Source organism: Hydrogenophaga sp., assembly GCF_036675665.1.
Classification (GTDB): Bacteria; Pseudomonadota; Gammaproteobacteria; order Burkholderiales; family Burkholderiaceae_C; genus Hydrogenophaga.
In genome coordinates this window covers 104,676-120,878 of record NZ_JAKFEO010000030.1, presented here as the reverse complement: position 1 = coordinate 120,878, position 16,203 = coordinate 104,676, and the positions used below count along the sequence as shown (strand labels likewise).

At 66.3% G+C, this 16,203-nt stretch carries 16 protein-coding genes and 1 pseudogene; 6 read left to right on the top strand and 11 right to left on the bottom strand.

The window, feature by feature from the left end; all coding sequences use genetic code 11:
- Positions 1-60 precede the first annotated feature (60 nt).
- Positions 61-846 carry an ABC transporter ATP-binding protein gene (locus V6M63_RS10960; protein ID WP_332741702.1) on the top strand — a complete coding sequence of 262 codons (786 nt, stop codon included), beginning with the start codon at positions 61-63 and terminating at the stop codon, positions 844-846.
- Positions 847-853: 7 nt separating this feature from the next.
- Here V6M63_RS10960 and purT read toward each other — a convergent pair whose 3' ends face one another.
- Together purT and asd are read right to left on the bottom strand one after the other, a co-directional pair.
- Positions 854-2,056 carry a formate-dependent phosphoribosylglycinamide formyltransferase gene (gene purT, locus V6M63_RS10955; RefSeq protein ID WP_332741701.1) on the bottom strand — a complete coding sequence of 401 codons (1,203 nt, stop codon included), beginning with the start codon at positions 2,054-2,056 and terminating at the stop codon, positions 854-856.
- A gap of 25 nt (positions 2,057-2,081) precedes the next feature.
- Entirely contained in the window at positions 2,082-2,933 is an 852-nt protein-coding gene (gene asd / locus V6M63_RS10950; RefSeq protein WP_332741700.1) for an archaetidylserine decarboxylase, read from the bottom strand.
- Positions 2,934-3,028: 95 nt separating this feature from the next.
- On the opposite strand from asd, the gene V6M63_RS10945 reads away from it, so the two are divergent.
- Entirely contained in the window at positions 3,029-3,964 is a 936-nt protein-coding gene (locus tag V6M63_RS10945; RefSeq protein ID WP_332741699.1) for an ATP-binding cassette domain-containing protein, read from the top strand.
- Between the two features lie 3 nt (positions 3,965-3,967).
- On the top strand, positions 3,968-4,798 hold the full coding sequence (locus V6M63_RS10940) for an ABC transporter permease (protein WP_332741698.1): 831 nt from the start codon (positions 3,968-3,970) through the stop codon (positions 4,796-4,798).
- A gap of 3 nt (positions 4,799-4,801) precedes the next feature.
- On the opposite strand, the gene V6M63_RS10935 is transcribed toward V6M63_RS10940, so the two are convergent.
- From V6M63_RS10935 to V6M63_RS10920, 4 genes are all read right to left on the bottom strand, one after another.
- Positions 4,802-5,056 (bottom strand): hypothetical protein, encoded by a 255-nt coding sequence (locus V6M63_RS10935; RefSeq protein WP_332741697.1) that lies wholly within the window; start codon positions 5,054-5,056, stop codon positions 4,802-4,804.
- A gap of 164 nt (positions 5,057-5,220) precedes the next feature.
- Positions 5,221-6,345: a YbdK family carboxylate-amine ligase gene (locus V6M63_RS10930; protein ID WP_332741696.1), complete on the bottom strand. Its 1,125-nt coding sequence runs from the start codon at positions 6,343-6,345 to the stop codon at positions 5,221-5,223.
- Positions 6,346-6,353: 8 nt separating this feature from the next.
- Positions 6,354-7,541: a cation:proton antiporter gene (locus V6M63_RS10925; RefSeq protein WP_332741694.1), complete on the bottom strand. Its 1,188-nt coding sequence runs from the start codon at positions 7,539-7,541 to the stop codon at positions 6,354-6,356.
- A gap of 147 nt (positions 7,542-7,688) precedes the next feature.
- On the bottom strand, positions 7,689-8,600 hold the full coding sequence (locus V6M63_RS10920; RefSeq protein ID WP_332741692.1) for a class I SAM-dependent methyltransferase: 912 nt from the start codon (positions 8,598-8,600) through the stop codon (positions 7,689-7,691).
- A gap of 57 nt (positions 8,601-8,657) precedes the next feature.
- Here V6M63_RS10920 and V6M63_RS10915 point away from each other — a divergent pair, with 57 nt between their 5' ends.
- The 3 genes from V6M63_RS10915 (at position 8,658) to V6M63_RS10905 (ending at position 10,753) form a co-directional block, all read left to right on the top strand.
- A complete protein-coding gene (locus V6M63_RS10915) occupies positions 8,658-9,716 on the top strand; it encodes a serine/threonine protein kinase (RefSeq protein ID WP_332741690.1) in 1,059 nt (352 codons plus the stop codon).
- A 94-nt stretch (positions 9,717-9,810) separates the two neighbouring features.
- On the top strand, positions 9,811-10,260 hold the full coding sequence (locus V6M63_RS10910; protein WP_332741688.1) for a MarR family winged helix-turn-helix transcriptional regulator: 450 nt from the start codon (positions 9,811-9,813) through the stop codon (positions 10,258-10,260).
- Positions 10,261-10,324: 64 nt separating this feature from the next.
- Positions 10,325-10,753 carry an organic hydroperoxide resistance protein gene (locus tag V6M63_RS10905; protein ID WP_332741686.1) on the top strand — a complete coding sequence of 143 codons (429 nt, stop codon included), beginning with the start codon at positions 10,325-10,327 and terminating at the stop codon, positions 10,751-10,753.
- A gap of 91 nt (positions 10,754-10,844) precedes the next feature.
- On the opposite strand, the pseudogene V6M63_RS10900 reads toward V6M63_RS10905, so the two are convergent.
- From V6M63_RS10900 to V6M63_RS10880, 5 genes and pseudogenes are all read right to left on the bottom strand, one after another.
- Positions 10,845-11,177 (bottom strand): annotated as a pseudogene (locus V6M63_RS10900) (hypothetical protein); the annotation flags it as partial.
- A 94-nt stretch (positions 11,178-11,271) separates the two neighbouring features.
- A complete protein-coding gene (locus V6M63_RS10895) occupies positions 11,272-12,228 on the bottom strand; it encodes a response regulator (RefSeq protein ID WP_332741685.1) in 957 nt (318 codons plus the stop codon).
- On the bottom strand, positions 12,228-13,433 hold the full coding sequence (locus V6M63_RS10890) for a hybrid sensor histidine kinase/response regulator (RefSeq protein ID WP_332741684.1): 1,206 nt from the start codon (positions 13,431-13,433) through the stop codon (positions 12,228-12,230). The genes V6M63_RS10895 and V6M63_RS10890 overlap by 1 nt, the downstream gene beginning before the upstream one ends.
- A complete protein-coding gene (locus V6M63_RS10885; RefSeq protein ID WP_332741682.1) occupies positions 13,430-14,755 on the bottom strand; it encodes a sensor histidine kinase in 1,326 nt (441 codons plus the stop codon). The genes V6M63_RS10890 and V6M63_RS10885 overlap by 4 nt, the downstream gene beginning before the upstream one ends.
- Entirely contained in the window at positions 14,748-16,178 is a 1,431-nt protein-coding gene (locus V6M63_RS10880) for a class I SAM-dependent methyltransferase (protein WP_332741681.1), read from the bottom strand. Before V6M63_RS10880 ends, V6M63_RS10885 begins: the two co-directional genes overlap by 8 nt.
- Between the last annotated feature and the right edge of the window lie 25 nt (positions 16,179-16,203).

Below are 16,203 nucleotides of genomic sequence, written 5' to 3'. Positions count from 1 at the left end.
CTGGCCATGCGTTCGTTTCCGAACGGTGTGGCGTGAAGGTGCTGCGTAAGCTGCATTCGCATGAACCTTGACCACAACACCTCGGACATCCAATGCTCCAGCGGGAGGTCTGTCACTGCAACGCGCACGAGAACCGCCACCCAGCCGCTGATGCGCCTGACGGGTGCCAGCAAGCTGTACGACAAGGGCAGCACCACGCACGAAGCCCTGAGATCGGTGGACCTGGACATCCACCGCGGAGAGTTCACCGCCATCGTGGGCCCCAGCGGATCGGGCAAATCGGCCCTGATGAAGATGCTGGGTCTTCTGGAAGCCCCCACCAGCGGTGGCTACCGCTTTCAGGGCGTGCCGGAACAGTCCTTGTCCGACGAGCAGCGCCTGTGGTTGCGGCGACGCTTCTTCGGTTTTGTGCCGCAGGAATACAACCTGCTGCGCACCCATTCGTTGCAAGGCAATGTGGCACTGCCGCTGATGTACCGCGGCTTGTCACCCGAGCGCTGCCTGACGGCAGCCACGCGTGCGCTCTCGCTGGTCGGGCTGGAGGACTGCGGGCGCAAGATGCCCGACGAACTGACCGGCACCGAACATGGCAAGGCCGGCATTGCCCGTGCCTTGGTCTGCAACCCCAGCGTGTTGCTGGTGGACCGGGCCAGCCGGGCTTCAGACCAGCCCTTGTGCCCCGACATCGGCAGCTTGCTGCGCCGGCTCAACACCGAGCACCTCATCACGGTGGTCCTGGTGACCCAGACGGCCAGCGCTGCCGACTGGGCGCAGCGCGTGATTCATGTCAACGGCGGTGCCGTCGAGCACCACACCACCCACGAAGCGGCCAGCGCGCTCCACTGATCGGGCGTCAGGCCTTGCGTGGCCGCACCCTCGAGGCCGCCAGCCTGGCCTGTTCGCGGGCCTTCTCCACATCGGCGTCGAAGGCCAGCGCCACGCCCATGCGGCGCTTGCTGAAGCTCTCGGGCTTGCCGAACAGACGCAGGTCGGTCTGCGGCACCTGCAGGGCCTCGTCCACACCGTCGAAGACGATGCCCTGCGCTTCCACGCCGCCGTAGATGACGGCGCTGGCGCCGGGGCTGCGCAGCTCGGTGGACACCGGCAGGCCCAGGATGGCGCGCGCGTGCAGCTCGAATTCGTTCTGCCACTGCGTGATCATGGTCACCATGCCGGTGTCGTGCGGGCGCGGGCTCACCTCGCTGAACCAGACGTCGTCTCCCTTGACGAACAGCTCCACACCGTAGAGCCCCTGCCCGCCCAGATCGTCGGTCACGGCCTTGGCGATGCGGCGCGACTCGGCGAGGGCCTTGGGCGTCATCGGGTGCGGCTGCCAGCTCTCCACGTAGTCGCCGCTGACCTGCAGATGGCCGATCGGCTCGCAGAAGTGCGTGTCGATCTCGCCGCTGGTGCCCTTGGCGCGCACGGTGAGCTGGGTGATCTCGTAGTCGAAGTCGATGAAGCCTTCAACAATGATGCGGCCCGGGCCGACACGCCCGCCCGACATCGCGTAGTCCCAGGCCTTTTGCACGTCGGCCGGGCCGTCGATCTTGCTCTGGCCCTTGCCGCTGCTGCTCATCACCGGTTTGACGATGCACGGATAAGCAATCCCGGCATCGATCGCCGCCTGCAGCTCGTCCAGCGAGTCGCAGAATTTGTAGGGACTGGTCGGCAGGCCCAGCGTCTCGGCGGCCAGGCGGCGGATGCCTTCGCGGTCCATGGTGAGGCGTGCGGCGCGCGCGGTGGGGATCACGCGCACCACGCCCGCGGCCTCGAGCTCCTGCAGCATGGGCGTGGCAATGGCCTCGATCTCGGGCACCACCAGGTGTGGGCGCTCGGCCTCGATCAGCGCTTTCAGCTGCGCCGGATCGCTCATGGTGATGGTGCGCGCATGGTGGGCCACCTGCTGCCCGGGCGCGTTCTCGTAGCGGTCGACCGCGATGGTCTCCACGCCCAGGCGCTGGAGTGCGATCAGCACTTCCTTGCCGAGTTCGCCCGAGCCGAGCAGCATGACCTTGGTGGCCGAGGGAGACAAAGGGGTGCCGAGCGTGGTCATGTCAAGACTCCAGGAACAAAGGAATTCAGAGCGCGCCGCCCATGGCCTCGCCCAGGCGCACGGTGTTGCCGGGCGCCCAGTCGGGGTTGAAGGCGATGGTGTCGCGCGGCCAGAGCAGCACCACGGTGGAGCCGAGCAGGAAGCGGCCCATTTCCTCGCCGCGCTGCAGGCGCACCGGGCTGTCGTCGTACGACCATTCGCGCACCGTGTCCGGGCGCGGCGGGTTCACCACGCCGTGCCAGGTGGTGGCCATGCTGCCCACGATGGTTGCGCCCACCAGCACCTGCACGAAGGGCACGGTGGTTTCGCCCACCTGCAGGTCGAACACGCAGACCACGCGCTCGTTGCGCGCGAACAGGCCAGGCACGCCTTGCGCGGTGGCCGGGTTCACCGAGAACAGATCGCCCGGCACGTGGACCATGCGGCGCAGCGTGGCCGCGGCCGGCATGTGGATGCGGTGGTAATCCTTGGGGCTGAGGTAGATGGTGGCAAAGGCGCCATCGTCGAACAACGCGGCCAGCGCGGCATCACCGCCGACCAGCGCACGTGTGCTGTAGGTGTGGCCCTTGGCCTGGTAGATCTGGTCGCGTGTGATGGCGCCGAACTGGCTGATGGCGCCGTCCACCGGGCACACGAAAGCGGCGTTGGCCAGCGGGCGCGCGCCGGGCTTCAGGGCGCGCGTGAAGAACGCGTTGAAGCTGGCGTAGGTGGTCGGCTCGGGATTCGCGGCCTCGGCCATGTTGACGCCGTACTTGCGAATGAAGCGGCGGATGATCCACTGGGTGATGGCGCCCCAGCGACCGTTGGCCACCCAGCCGCCAAACACGGTGAGCGCGCGCTTCGGAAACACGTATTGCAGGGAAACGGCGAGGGACATGGGCGTGAAGCAGAAGGAGCAAGACCCTGGCGGGCGGCCTCGCATTGTAGGGGTCGCCCCCTCACGCATCGGCCACGCGGGCACAATCGCGCACCATGACGCAAGCCCTGTTTGAATGCCACGATCTCGTCAAACGATACGGCGAGAGCACCGTGGTGAACGACCTGAGTTTTTCCATCCACCCCGGCGAGTGCCTGGGCGTGATCGGCCCCAACGGCGCGGGCAAGACCACCACCATCCGCATGTGCCTGGGCCTGACCGCGCCGGACGCCGGCAGCATCACCGCCTTTGGCCTGGAGATGCCGCGCGACGCACTCGCCATCAAGGCGCAGCTGGGTGTGGTGAGCCAGATGGACACGCTGGACCCGGACTTCGACTGCGCCGAGAACCTGCTGGTCTATGGCCGCTACTTCGGACTGCCGGCGGCCCAGGTGCGCGCGCGGGTGCCGCGGTTGCTGGAATTCGCCGCGCTCACGCACAAGGCGCACGCCAAGCCGGGCGAACTCTCCGGCGGCATGAAGCGGCGCCTGTCGCTGGCGCGTGCGCTGGTGAACGACCCTCGACTGCTGATGCTCGACGAGCCCACCACCGGGCTGGACCCGCAGGCGCGCCACCTGATGTGGGAGCGTCTGCAGATGCTGCTGCAGGAAGGCAAGAGCATTCTGTTGACCACCCACTTCATGGACGAGGCCGAGCGCCTGTGCTCGCGCCTGCTGGTGCTCGACCATGGCCGCAAGATCGCCGAAGGCCGCCCGCGTGAACTGATTGCGCAGCACCTGGAGCCCGACGTGGTCGAGGTATACGGCAACGGCGCACTCGCGTTGGCCCAGGCCGAAGAACACGCCGTCGTGCGTGCGCTGGCGGCGCGTGTGGAGGTGAGCGGCGAGACCGTGTTTTTCTACACCGCGCAGGCGATGCCGCTGCTGGCGGCACTGGGTGCGCATCCGCAGTTGCGCACATTGCACCGGCCGGCGAACCTGGAAGACCTGTTCCTCAAACTCACAGGCCGGCAAATACGAGAGGATGGCTAAACCATGAACACCACAGCCGTTGCGACAGCTCCATCGCATTGGTCACCACCTCGAATCTCCATGCGCTGGTGGCCCGTCTTTCTTCGCAACCTGCTGGTCTGGCGCAAGCTCGCCATTCCGAGCCTGGTGGGCAACATCGCCGAGCCGTTGATGTGGCTGGTCGCCTTTGGCTACGGCATGGGCGCGCTGGTCGGGCAGGTCACCATCAACACGCCGCAGGGCAGCGTGGCGGTGCCCTACATCCTGTTTCTGGCCAGCGGCAGCATCTGCATGAGCGCGATGAACGCGGCCAGCTTCGAGGCCTTGTACTCGGCGTTCTCGCGCATGCACGTGCAGAAAACCTGGGACGGCATCATGAACGCGCCGGTGGGCCTGGACGACGTGGTGCTGGCCGAAATGTTGTGGGCGGGGTTCAAGGCCCTCTTCTCGGTGACGGCCATCATGGGCGTGATGCTCGCGCTGGGCATCAGCCATTCACCCAAGCTGCTGCTGGCCTGGCCGGTGCTGCTGGGGGTGGGCCTCACGTTCTCGTGCATCGCCCTGGTGTTCAACGCCCTGGCCCAGGGCTACGACTTCTTCACCTACTACTTCACGCTGTTCCTGACCCCGATGATGTTTCTCTCGGGTGTCTTCTTTCCGCGAGAGCAACTGCCGGTGGTGGTGCGCCACATCTCCGATTGGCTGCCGCTGACCAACGCGGTGGAACTGGTGCGGCCCCTGTTCATGGACCAGTGGCCTCAGCAGGCCTGGTTGCACGGAGGCGTTCTGCTCGCGTACACCGTGGGCGCCTTCTGGCTGGCCCTCGCGCTCACACGCAAGCGCTTCGCGAAATGATGCTCAGTGGACGGCTTGCAGTGCAGGCTGGGCGTCCATGTACAGCTCGGCGCCGGAGTCCATGAACTCTTCGGCTTCGATCACGGCGTCAAAGTCGCGGGCGGTGTCGAAGATCTTGGGGATCAGCGGCTTGTCCAGCGGGCGGCAGATGCGCTGGCGCAGGCCGCGCAGGTTGGCGCTGGTCTCCATGGCGTGGATCACGGCTTCGGGATCGAGCATGAGGACGAAGGGGTTGAGGCGGCTGGACGTGATGGACATGGTGGGCTCCTGGGGGAAATGCGGCGGTTGTTTCAAATCGGCTGTCGATGAAACAAACTGTATCGGGCCACCTTCAGGGCGTTAAGTCGGCGCGGCCCCATTCCTTGTGTAAGAAGTTGCCTGACACGGCGTCCCAAACACCTACAAGCCCGGCGCGAACAAAGTCACGGTCCCTTGCGCAGCGCCTCCACGCTGGCGCGCACCACCGACTGCACGCTGCCACTCTCCCGGTACTGGTTGCGCAGGTAGGTGGCGTGGTTGCCCACGCGCCCTGCCGTGCGCTCGATCTCGTCGAGCGCGGCCAGCGAATTCAGCGCGAGGCCATGCGGCGCCAGATGGCGCAGCGTGGCCAGGATGTCTTCGCGGATGCTGATCTGCTCACGCGTCTTGGGGTTGACCATCATCCCGTCCAGCCCGAAGCGGCAGGCCTGGAACCGGTTGTAGGTGTAGACGAGGTAGTCGTCTTCTTCGGGTGGCAGCTCGCGGCGCACCAGCAGGTGGCGGCACAGCGCCTGCAAATAGCACGCCAGGCCGGCAGCGCGCTCCACCGTGAGCGGCGTGTCGCACACACGCAGTTCGATCGTGCCGTACTCGGGCTTGGGCCGGATGTCCCAGTAGAAGTCCTTCATGGACTTGACCACGCCGGTGCTCTCCATCTTGGTGAAGTACACGTTGGCAAACTCATCCCAGCTCAGCGTGAACGGCGCGCGCCCGCTGAGCGGAAACGCGAACACCGAGTTCAGCCGCGCCGAGTCGAACAGCGTGTCCACACCCTGCGAAAACGGCGACGACGCCGAGAGCGCGATGAAGTGCGGCACGTAGCGGTTGAGCGAGTGCAACAGGAACAGCGCCTCGTCGGCGTTGGAGCAGCCGATGTGCACGTGTTGCCCGAACACGGTGAACTGCTTGGCGAGGTAGCCGTACAGGCCCGAGAGTTCCTGGAAACGCGGCTTGGAGAAGATGCGCTGCTCGAACCAGCGCTGGAACGGGTGCGTGCCGCCACCCGCGATCTCGATGTTGAGCCGGTCGCCCGCGCTCACCAGCGTGTCGCGGATCTGCTGCAGCTGGCTCAGCAGCGGGCCGTGCTCGCGCTGGATGTCGGTGGCGATCTCGATCATGCTCTGCGTCATCTCGGGCGTGACCACCCCCGGAAACGGCTTGCGCCGCAACAGCTCGAGCAAGTCGTTGGCGCTGCTGGAGAGATCGAGGTCGTAGGTGTTGACGAGCTGCAGCTCCAGCTCCACGCCCATGGTCAGCGAATCGGACGATTTGAATGTTTCCAATGGCATGGGAGCTCCTACTCTTTTGTGACGTGGGTTTCGTGCGCGGTCATCAGCGCGCGCTGCGTGGCCATCGGCCCCAGCAGTTCCTGCACCACCATCATCCCGGCCATGGCCGCCAGCACCTCCACCGCCGGCGCGAAGCCGTACAGGCGGGTCTGCTCGAGCAGCAGGATGGCAAACGCCGACATGGGTGTGAGCGCGAGCCCCGTGAGCACACCCTTGCGCTCGGTGATGCCCGAGAGGCGCGCGGCCACCAGGTTGCAGCCCACCTTGGAGGCCGTGCGCACCAGGATCAGCAGCAGGCCCATGAGCATGCCGGCCCCCACGTCGGCCCAGTTCAGCAGCGAGGCGATGTAGACGAACAGGAACACCGAGGCCATGTCGCCCGCGGTGCCGAAATCGCGCTGCGCGTTGGTGAGGTGCACCCGCCGCTCGCGCGCCACGATGCCGAAGGACAATGCCGCCAGCAGCGGAGAGAGCTTGAGGCCGTAGGCGGCGGTGGTGAGCAGCAACACCGACAGCGCAAACACCACCGTCACACCCCGCTCGTGCGTGGTTCGCCAGCGCAGCAGCCAGGGCACGGCCACCCCCAGCAAGACACCGATGGCCACCGACGTGGCCACCACATACATGCTGCCGAAAGCGGCCAGCACCAGATCACCGGAGGTGTTCAGGTACCAGTAGCCCACCACCAGCTTGAGCGCCACCACCGACAAGATGCAGTTGATGGCGCACAGGTGCAGCACGCGTTCGGTCACCTGCCCTGCGCTGCGCAGCTCGTTGGCCACGCGCACCACACCCGCGGGTGAGGCCGAGATGGAGAGCGCTGCAATGATGAGGCGGTGATCCACCGGCAGGTCGAACCAGCCGCTCACCCAATAGATGACGCCGAAGGTGACGATGGATTCGACCACGCCGAGCGCCAGCATCCAGGGGTTGTGGCGGAACCAGCGCAGGTTGATGCGGTAACCGAGTTCGAACAGCACCAGCGACAACGCCACGTTGGCCAGAAACGGCAGGCCGGGCACATCGGTGGTGAGGCCGGGCAGGTTGATCAGTCCACCGAGCAGACCCACCGCCACGTAGCTGGTGACGCGCGGAATGTGCCAACGCTCGAAAAACAGCTCGGCCAGGAACCAGGCCAGCAGCAGCACCAGAGGCCAGGCAATGGACTGCAACAGAAAAGCAAAATCGGTGACCATGGGCAGGCTCTCCTGGATGGGGTCTGTGGGATGGTGACCCCGGGGCAAAACTCCCCGGCGGTCAACAGGCAAACCGGCATCAGCGTGGCGCTGACTTGTACACCGGGAACATGAACAACAGGCGACCGGGATGGCCGCCGCGAACAATCAGGTCGTCGCCGCGGACGGACCCGATCCGACCTCGCCAACAGCAAACCGCGTCTTGAGTTCGGGTAGGCCCAATTCATCGAGCACCTGCATCAATCGCTGCCGGGCCCTCTCGCGGGCCCCATGTCGATCGTCGGCCATTCTACGGGCCAGGATGAGTTCGTTTTTCAGGGAGTGTTCCCAACCCACCAGCTCGGTCACCGTCACGCTGTAACCGTTTGCTTCCAGTTGCAGACAGCGCAGCACATTGGTGATCTGGCTGCCGAACTCGCGCGTGTGCAGCGGATGGCGCCAGAGCTCGGCCAGCGGCGAGCGCGACAGGCTCAACGCCTTGTGCTGGCGCAGCACGCCAGCCACCTCGGCCTGGCAACACGGCACCAGCACCATGTGGCTGGCCTGCTTGGCCAGACCGAAGGCAATCGCATCGTCGGTGGCGGTGTCGCAGGCGTGCAGCGCGGTCACCACGTCGATGCGCTCCGGCAGGCCGGGGTGGGTGAGCGCCTCCTGCACCGTGGTGGCCAGAAAGTCCATGCGCTCAAAGCCCAGCTTGCTGGCCAGGGCTTGCGACTTGTCCACCAGTTCGGCGCGGGTTTCCACGCCGGTCACGCGGCCCACCGGCCTGGACTTGAAGAACAGGTCGTAGAGGATGAAACCCAGGTAGGACTTGCCCGCGCCGTGGTCGGCCAGGGTCACATCGCCGCGCGCGGCCAGCACCTCGGCCAGCAGCGGTTCGATGAACTGCACCAGGTGGTACACCTGCTTGAGTTTGCGCCGCGTGTCCTGGTTGAGCTTGCCCTCGCGGGTGAGGATGTGCAGCTCCTGCAGCAAGGCCACCGACTGGCCTTCGCGCAGCTCGGGCAGTTGCTCCTGCAGCGTGGGCACCGGGCGAGGTGAAGATTTGTTTTTGGCCATGGGCCGATGATAGGTGCGCGCACCCGCCACGGCGGTCTGCAACGGTGACAATCGCCCATGACCCTGCCCATGACGCCCGACTCCGTTGCTCCCGCCGATCATCCCTACAGCGCCCTGACACCCGACGTGGTGCAGGACGCGCTGGCCAGCATCGGCCTGTGGGGCGACGGGCGCATGGCCGCGCTCAACAGCTTCGAAAATCGCGTGTACCAGATCCACCTGGAGTCGCCGGTGGACGGCGTGGACCAGGTGGTGGCCAAGTTCTACCGGCCCGGGCGCTGGAGCGACGAGCAGATCGCCGAGGAGCATGCGTTTGCCATGGAGCTGGCGCAGGCCGAGATTCCCGCGGTTCCACCGCTCGTGGTGAACGGCGCCACCCTGCACCATTTCGGCGGTTTTGCGTTCGCGGTGAGCCCTCGCCGCGGTGGACGGCGGCCCGAGCTCGACGACTTCGACGTGCTCGAATGGATCGGCCGCTTTCTGGCGCGCATCCACAGCGTGGGCGCGGTGCAGGCGTTCCAGGTGCGCCCGGCGCTGGACGCCGCCCACTTCGCCCGCGAGCCGCGCGACTGGTTGATGGAACACGCCGCCGTGGCGCCCGAGGTGCGCACCGCCTGGGCCGCCGCACTCGAAGAAGCGCTGGCCTTGATCGAAGCCCACCCGGTGCTCAAGGCGGGCGCGCCGCTGGCAGAAGACGGCATCCGCCGCATCCGCCTGCACGGCGACTGCCACCCGGGCAACATCCTCTGGACCCCGGAGGGCCAGCCCGGCGCCGGACCGCATTTCGTGGACCTGGACGACGCGCGCACCGGCCCGGCGGTGCAGGACCTCTGGATGCTGCTCAGTGGAGACCGGCGCCAGCAGACGCAGCAGCTCGGCGCGCTGGTCGACGGCTACGAACAGTTCCGCCCCTTCGACCGGCGAGAGCTCGCGCTGATCGAGCCCCTGCGCACGCTGCGGCTGATCCACTACAGCGCCTGGGTGGCGCGCCGCTGGGACGACCCGGCCTTCCCGATCAACTTCCCCTGGTTCGGCAGCCGCGATTACTGGCAGGGCCAGGTCGACATGCTGGTGGAGCAGATCGAGGAAATGCAGGCCGAGCCATTGATGGCCTGAACCCGGTCGACGGGGCCGGCGATGACCTCATTCGGCTTGTGGTTGTTCGGAATTACATTGCACACAATTTAATTGCTCGCTACATTAACACCCCATGAACACCCCACGCCTCTCCAGCGACCAGGCCCTGCAGCTCGACCACCAGCTCTGCTTTGCGCTGTACTCGGCCTCGCTGGCCATGACCAAGCTGTACAAGCCGCTGCTGGACGAGATCGGCCTGACCTACCCGCAGTACCTGGCCATGCTGGTGCTGTGGGAGCACGACGGCGTGGCCGTCTCCGAACTCGGTGAGCGCGTGCACCTCGACTCGGGCACCCTCACCCCGTTGCTCAAACGTCTGGAGGCTGCCGAACTCGTGACCCGCCTGCGCGACGTGCAGGACGAGCGCCGCGTGTTGATCCGCCTGACCGCTGCCGGCCGCAAGCTCAAGACCCGGGCCGCGCGCATTCCGGGCTGCGTGCTGCAAGCCACGCAGTGCGACGTGGCCGAAGTCCTTGCGCTCACCCGGCAGGTGCAGACCCTGCGCGATCGCCTCTCTGCCTGATCCCAGTTCCCTTCCCGTTTCAACCCCCGCTTTTCGCAAGCGATTCAACCCCAGGAGCCACACCATGCCCACTTCCCTCGACAAAGTCGTCTACACCGCCCGCGCCCACACCACCGGCGGTCGCGAAGGCACTTCCCGCTCCGACGACGGCATGCTCGACGTCAAGCTTTCGCCTCCCAAAGCCATGGGCGGCTCGGGCGCTGCCACCAACCCCGAGCAGCTGTTCGCCGCCGGTTACTCCGCCTGCTTCATGGGCGCCATGAAACACGTGGCCGGCATGAAAAAAGTGGCTGTGCCAGCCGACGCGTCGATCGACGCTGAAGTCGACATCGGCCCGATTCCGGCCGGTTTCGGCATCGCTGCCCGCCTGAACGTGAGCCTGCCCGGCATGGACCGCGCCGTGGCGCAAGACCTGTTGGACACCGCGCACCAGGTGTGCCCGTACTCCAATGCCACCCGCGGCAACATCGACGTGACCATCACGCTGGTGTAATACCGCCCGCGCCAGCAAAAAGGCCCACCCGGTTCACGCCGGGTGGGCCTTTTGCGTCGCACGGGCATTGCCCGTGGCTTCAGTTGCGCTCATGCGGATCGTGGATCACCGTGCTGGTACCCACACCCACCCCGACGCGCGCATTGCTGTTGCCGATCTGCTTGCTCGTGCCCACGCCGGCACCGACGCTCACCGCACCGCGCTGATTCACCCCCACGCCCACCCCCACAGGGCCGACACCGGTGCTGACGCCGGCATTCACCCCACCGGACCCCACGCCCACACCGATGGAAAACGGGCCAACCGGAATGCCCACACCCACGCCCGCCGCGCAACCGGTGAGCAAGGCGCCAGCACACAGCCAGGTGGCCAGTCGGGACGCATGCAAGAGCCGCTGGCGGAAGGTATGGGCAAGGTTCGTCATGGGATCCCCAGAAGATTCAAGAGCAAGGGTACTTCAACGCTGCCTGAATGACCCATGCCGTTCACCGCGGTTCCGCCGTTCCGACGAACCGATCTCAAGCCCGGTCTTTCCCCAGCCGCTCCATCGCATCGGCCAGCCAGTCCTCGCGCAGCACATCCGGCGCGGCCGGGCGCACCATCCAGCCGCCTTGCGCGGGCGTCACACGGGCCTGCCCGCCCTGCCACAGCAACCACGCCAGCCAGGCGCATTGCGGCGCGGTGGGCGCCTCACCCGCGGGCGACACCAGCAGCGCGGTGAACACGGTGGCGTTGGCCACCAGCACCCCGTCGCCACTGACCTCGCCACCGATCGAGCGCGCCAGCGCCGACAGGGCCTCGCCCTCATCGCCCCGGGGGCCAAGCACCAGCAGGGCATCGCGCAGGTGCGCCGCGATGGCCGCGCCGCGCAGTGCCTCGGCCTGCAGCAGATCCGCGTGGTCCCAGCGGTTCCAGTCCACCATGGGTTCAGTCCCACCCACCACCCGCACCGCTTCGGCGTAGCGGTAGAGCGCCTGCTCATGACCGTCGGCGTACACGGCCGAGCCCACCATGAGCAAAGCGGCGAGGCGGTTCGCCAGCAGGCGGCTCTGTTGGGCCAGCAGCCGGTCGCGCATCAGGCTGTCGCGTTCGCTGCGCAGGACCGCAAGCTCCAGTGCGTTCTTCAGGTCGGCGCGCAGGCTCTCCAGCTCCCAGGGCTTGTTGATGTAGCGGTAGATCTCGCCGGTGTTGATCGCCTCGATGGCATCCCCCAGCTCCGAATAGGCGGTGGTCAACATGCGCACGATGCCGGGGTAGTACTCGCGTGCGTGGCGCAGCAGCTCGTTGCCGCGCTCGCCGGGCATGCGCTGGTCGCACACCAGCACGGCCACGTCGGCACCGTGCGCCAGCAGGACAGCGCGGCCTTCTTCCACCGACCCGGCGGTCAACACAGGCGCCAACGGGCTGACCAGGCGCTCGAAATACTTCAGCGCCATGGCTTCGTCGTCCACATACAGAATTTTTGTTGGTGTCATCAGGTCTCCTCGACCAAGGTGTCGTCAGGCGACGGTGGGAAATAAAGGGTCACGGTCGTGCCCTGGCCCAGGGTGGATTGCACGGCGATGTCACCGCCCAGGGTGGTCATCACACGCTGGCAGAACAGCAGGCCCATGCCGCTGCCGCCACTCTCGGCGCGCGTGGTCACGGGCTCGCGCGTGAGGCGATTGAGCACCTCGGGCGGGATGCCGGGGCCGTTGTCGCTCACGCGCAAGGCCGCCTGCGGGCTCAGGCCAGGCAGCATGGCCACACGGTCCAGTGCAATGCGCACCTCGGGTCGCTGCGGCGGCTGGGCGCGCAGGGCGATCAAGGCGTTCTTGACGAGTGTGCACAGCACCAGGTAGAGCAGGTCGCGTCGACCGGGCAAGGTGAAATCGGGCGCCAGTTCCGCCGACAGCCAGTCGGCCTCGCCGGCTTCAAACGGGTACTCCTCCTGCACCGCACGCACCAGCTCGCTGGCGCGCAGGCTGGCCGAGGCATCACCCCGGCTGGCGTCTCGCGCGGTCTGCACGAAGGTGGACACCAGTGACTGCGCGTACTCTGCGCGCCGCTGCGCGGCCTCGATCATGAACAGCACGTCACCCGGCTTCTGCTGGGCGATGTAGGCCATGCCCTCGGTGTTCTCGGGGCTGGCACGGTGGTTCTCGCGCATGGCCGACAGATAACCACGCACCGTGGCCAGTGGCGAAGTGACCTCGTGGGCCAGAAAGCCCAAGGTCTCGCGCAAGGCCGACTCGCGCCGCGCGATCAGCGACTGGTCGCGCGTGCGGCGCACGCTGGACTCCAGCGCCTCACGCAAGGCCTGGCGGGTGATCGCGTCATCCAGGGGTTTCTCCAGAATCTTCTCCACATGGCCCTGGTTCACGGCCGACATGGCCACATCCTTGTCGGCATAGGCGGACACCAACAAGCGCGCCACGTGCGGATAGAGCCGCCGCACCTCGCTGAGCAAAGCCACGCCGTCGCGCGCCGGCATCGCGTAGTCGGTGAGCAGCACCGCCACCTCGTGGCTGCGCTCGCCCAGCAAGGCCAGCGCCTCGTCCACGCTGGCGGCGGTCAACACAGTGAATTCCGTTCCGTACAGGCGGGCAAACCATTTGCAGGCCTGCGGCTCGTCGTCCACCATCAGGATGGCGTGCGGTCCCTGGGGAACTCGCACCGCACCGGGGTCTTGCATGCTCATGAGGGCCTCGGCAAATCAAAGGTGAATTCGGTCCAGGCGCCCAGCTCGCTCTCCACCGCCAGGATGCCGCCGTGGCGCTGCACGATGCCGTAGCTCACACTCAAGCCCAGTCCGAGGCCAGCGCCCACATCGCGCGTGGTGAAGAACGGCTCGAACACACGTCCCAGGTTGTCGGGCGCAATGCCCGTACCGTTGTCGCGCACCGAAACAAACAGGCGCTGCTCGCGCGAGACCACGGTCACGGCGATCTGCGGCTGTTCGCGCCGCGCCGCCTGCAGGGCATGCGCGGCATTGCTCAGCAGGTTGATCAACACACCGATGATGGCGGGCTCATCGCCCAGCACGTGCGTGTCCTGCGGCAACTCCAGCGGCACGTCGATGCCCTTGAGTTCGTAGCCAGCCAGCCGCAGGGCCGAGCGCAACGCATTGCCCAGCAGGAAGGGGCGCTGGGCGTCCTGGCCCGGCTTCTGGTAAGCGAAGGTCTTGAGGTCGGAGACGATGTTCTGGATGCGCTGCATGCCCTCGCGCGCATCGCCCAGGCTTTCCTTGAGCATGGCGTCGCTCTCCACGCCCGGGCAGGTCAGGCCCATGTCGATCGCCATCAGGCTGTAGTTCACCGGGTTGTTGAGCTCGTGCAGCAGGCCGGCCGAGAGCGTGCCGATGGCGGCCATCTTCTCGCGCTGGATCAGCTGGCCCTTGACTTCGGCCAACGTGGTGTTGATCTCGCGCAGCGAGGCGTTTTTTTCCGACACCTCGTGCTGAAGGGAGAACAAACGGATGCGGGCCTTCTCGTTGAACCAGGTGCACACCGCGCTGGCGGCGGCAGAGAACAGGATGAACAGCGAGTTCGTCACCAGCCGAGAGGAGTCCTCGCTGGCCCCGGGGTGCATCACACAGGCCGCCACATACAGGCCCAGCGTGAGTGCCCCGAAGCCCACACCCTCGAAGAAGCTGATGGGCAGGATGATGCCCACCGCGTAGAGCGCCAGGTGAAGTCCCACGAAGTAGATCGACTGGGCTCCATCGGTGTCGAAGATCATGAAGGCGATCATGATCTGTGGCAGCAGCAGCCACAGCATGGTAAGGCCACGTACGTGTATGCGTCCGAAAGGCGTGAACAGCACCCCGAACACACCCAGGGTGAGCACCGCCACCAGGACGCGCAGCAGCGAAAACTCCAGCAGCCGGTCCGGGTACGAAAAATAGTCAAGACCGAAGCCGGCCAGCACCAGCACGATGGAGGTGATGCTCCCCGCCTTGCTGTAGGTGAGCCGGAAGTCCGAGAGCTGCTGCTCGTAGGGCGAACTCGGCCGGCTAACCATTTTCAAGCGCCATCGCTTTCAGGCGCGCGTTGACCACCAGCTCCGCAAAGATGTTCACCCCGGTGGGATCGGTGTAGAGCGTCACCGGTGCATCGACCTCTTCCAGCACGACGCGCATCTGCGCCTCGTCGCGGTAGATCAGGTGCCACTCCAGCAGATGCTCCATGCCAAAGCGCTCCGGGTTGTCCGAATGCACGTTGGTCACCAGCAGGTGGGCGCCGGGGTTGCTGCGCGACATGAAGTAGCGGATCAGGCGCGAGCACACCTTGTCCGACAAATAGTCGAACAGGCCGGCGCAGTAGATGGTGTCGAAACCTTCACCATCCGCCGGTGCGGTGTCGCGCGTGGCGCGCTTGAGCAGTTCGTGCACCGACTCCTGCACATAGGTCACATCGACCTTCACCCGGTGCGCGGCCGCGGCCTCTTCGATCTTCTGCTGCGTGTACTTCAGTGTCTCCAGGCTGAAGTCGATCAGGGTGAACTTCAGGCGCGAGAGGTCCGCACCGCTGGCGATCAGCTTCTGGATTTCCACACCGGGGCCACAGCCCACGTTGAGCACCCGGATGACGCGCTCCTGCGCGGCCGCGTTGTCCGCCGCCTTCTTCAGGAAATCCACCAGGATGTCGATGCGGTTGCGGTGCGCCACGGCCACCGCCGCCTTCAGGAACATCGCGTTGACCAGCTGGATGTAGGTGCTGCTGCCCTGTCGCGGGTCGCCCAGGATCTGGTTGACCATCTCGTAGTCGCCCGCGTAGCCGAGCGGCTTGGCGAAGGTGCGGTACACAAAGGGCGCGCGCAACAGCAGGGGATGCAGCGCGGTCTGGGCATAGGCGCGGTGCAGCAGCGAGTCTTCGACGGGCAGTTGCGAGGCCTCGTCTTCCAGCCGCACCAGGAACTCCTTGCCCTTGATCATCAGGGGCTCGGCGATGGCCTCGAACACGTCGTCGGTCAGGCGCCCGCTGCTGTCGCGCGGGAGCGAGTCGACCATGTCGGCCTGGTCGATCCAGCGCGCGGTCTCCGCCAGGAAGGCCCGGAACTCGCTGATGGTGACCTGGTAGCTCTGCTTGATCTTGAAGCGCGATTCCCAGTCGGCGACGAAGCGGCTCGCCTCGTCGCGCACCTGGCGCACGTCGCCCCGGATGGCGTTCAGATCGGACCATTCGTCAATCAGCGCCACCGACACCACCGCCATGAGGCCGGTGTTGAGCAGGCTCACCACCACCGCCTTGCCCTTGTAGATGATGCGGTCACCCGAGCGGATGGTCAGCTCGCTGAGCACCTCGCTGACCTGCACGATGGAGTACGGGTTGTAGATCTCCATCACCAGCGAGCGGCGCTGCAGGCTGGTCAGGGTGCCGCGGGCACTCTCTCCCTGGCTGTTGCGAAAGGTGACGACGTGGTCGAATGGGCGCTGAAGGTACACGGTATGAGTGTTTGAGTGCGTGGGG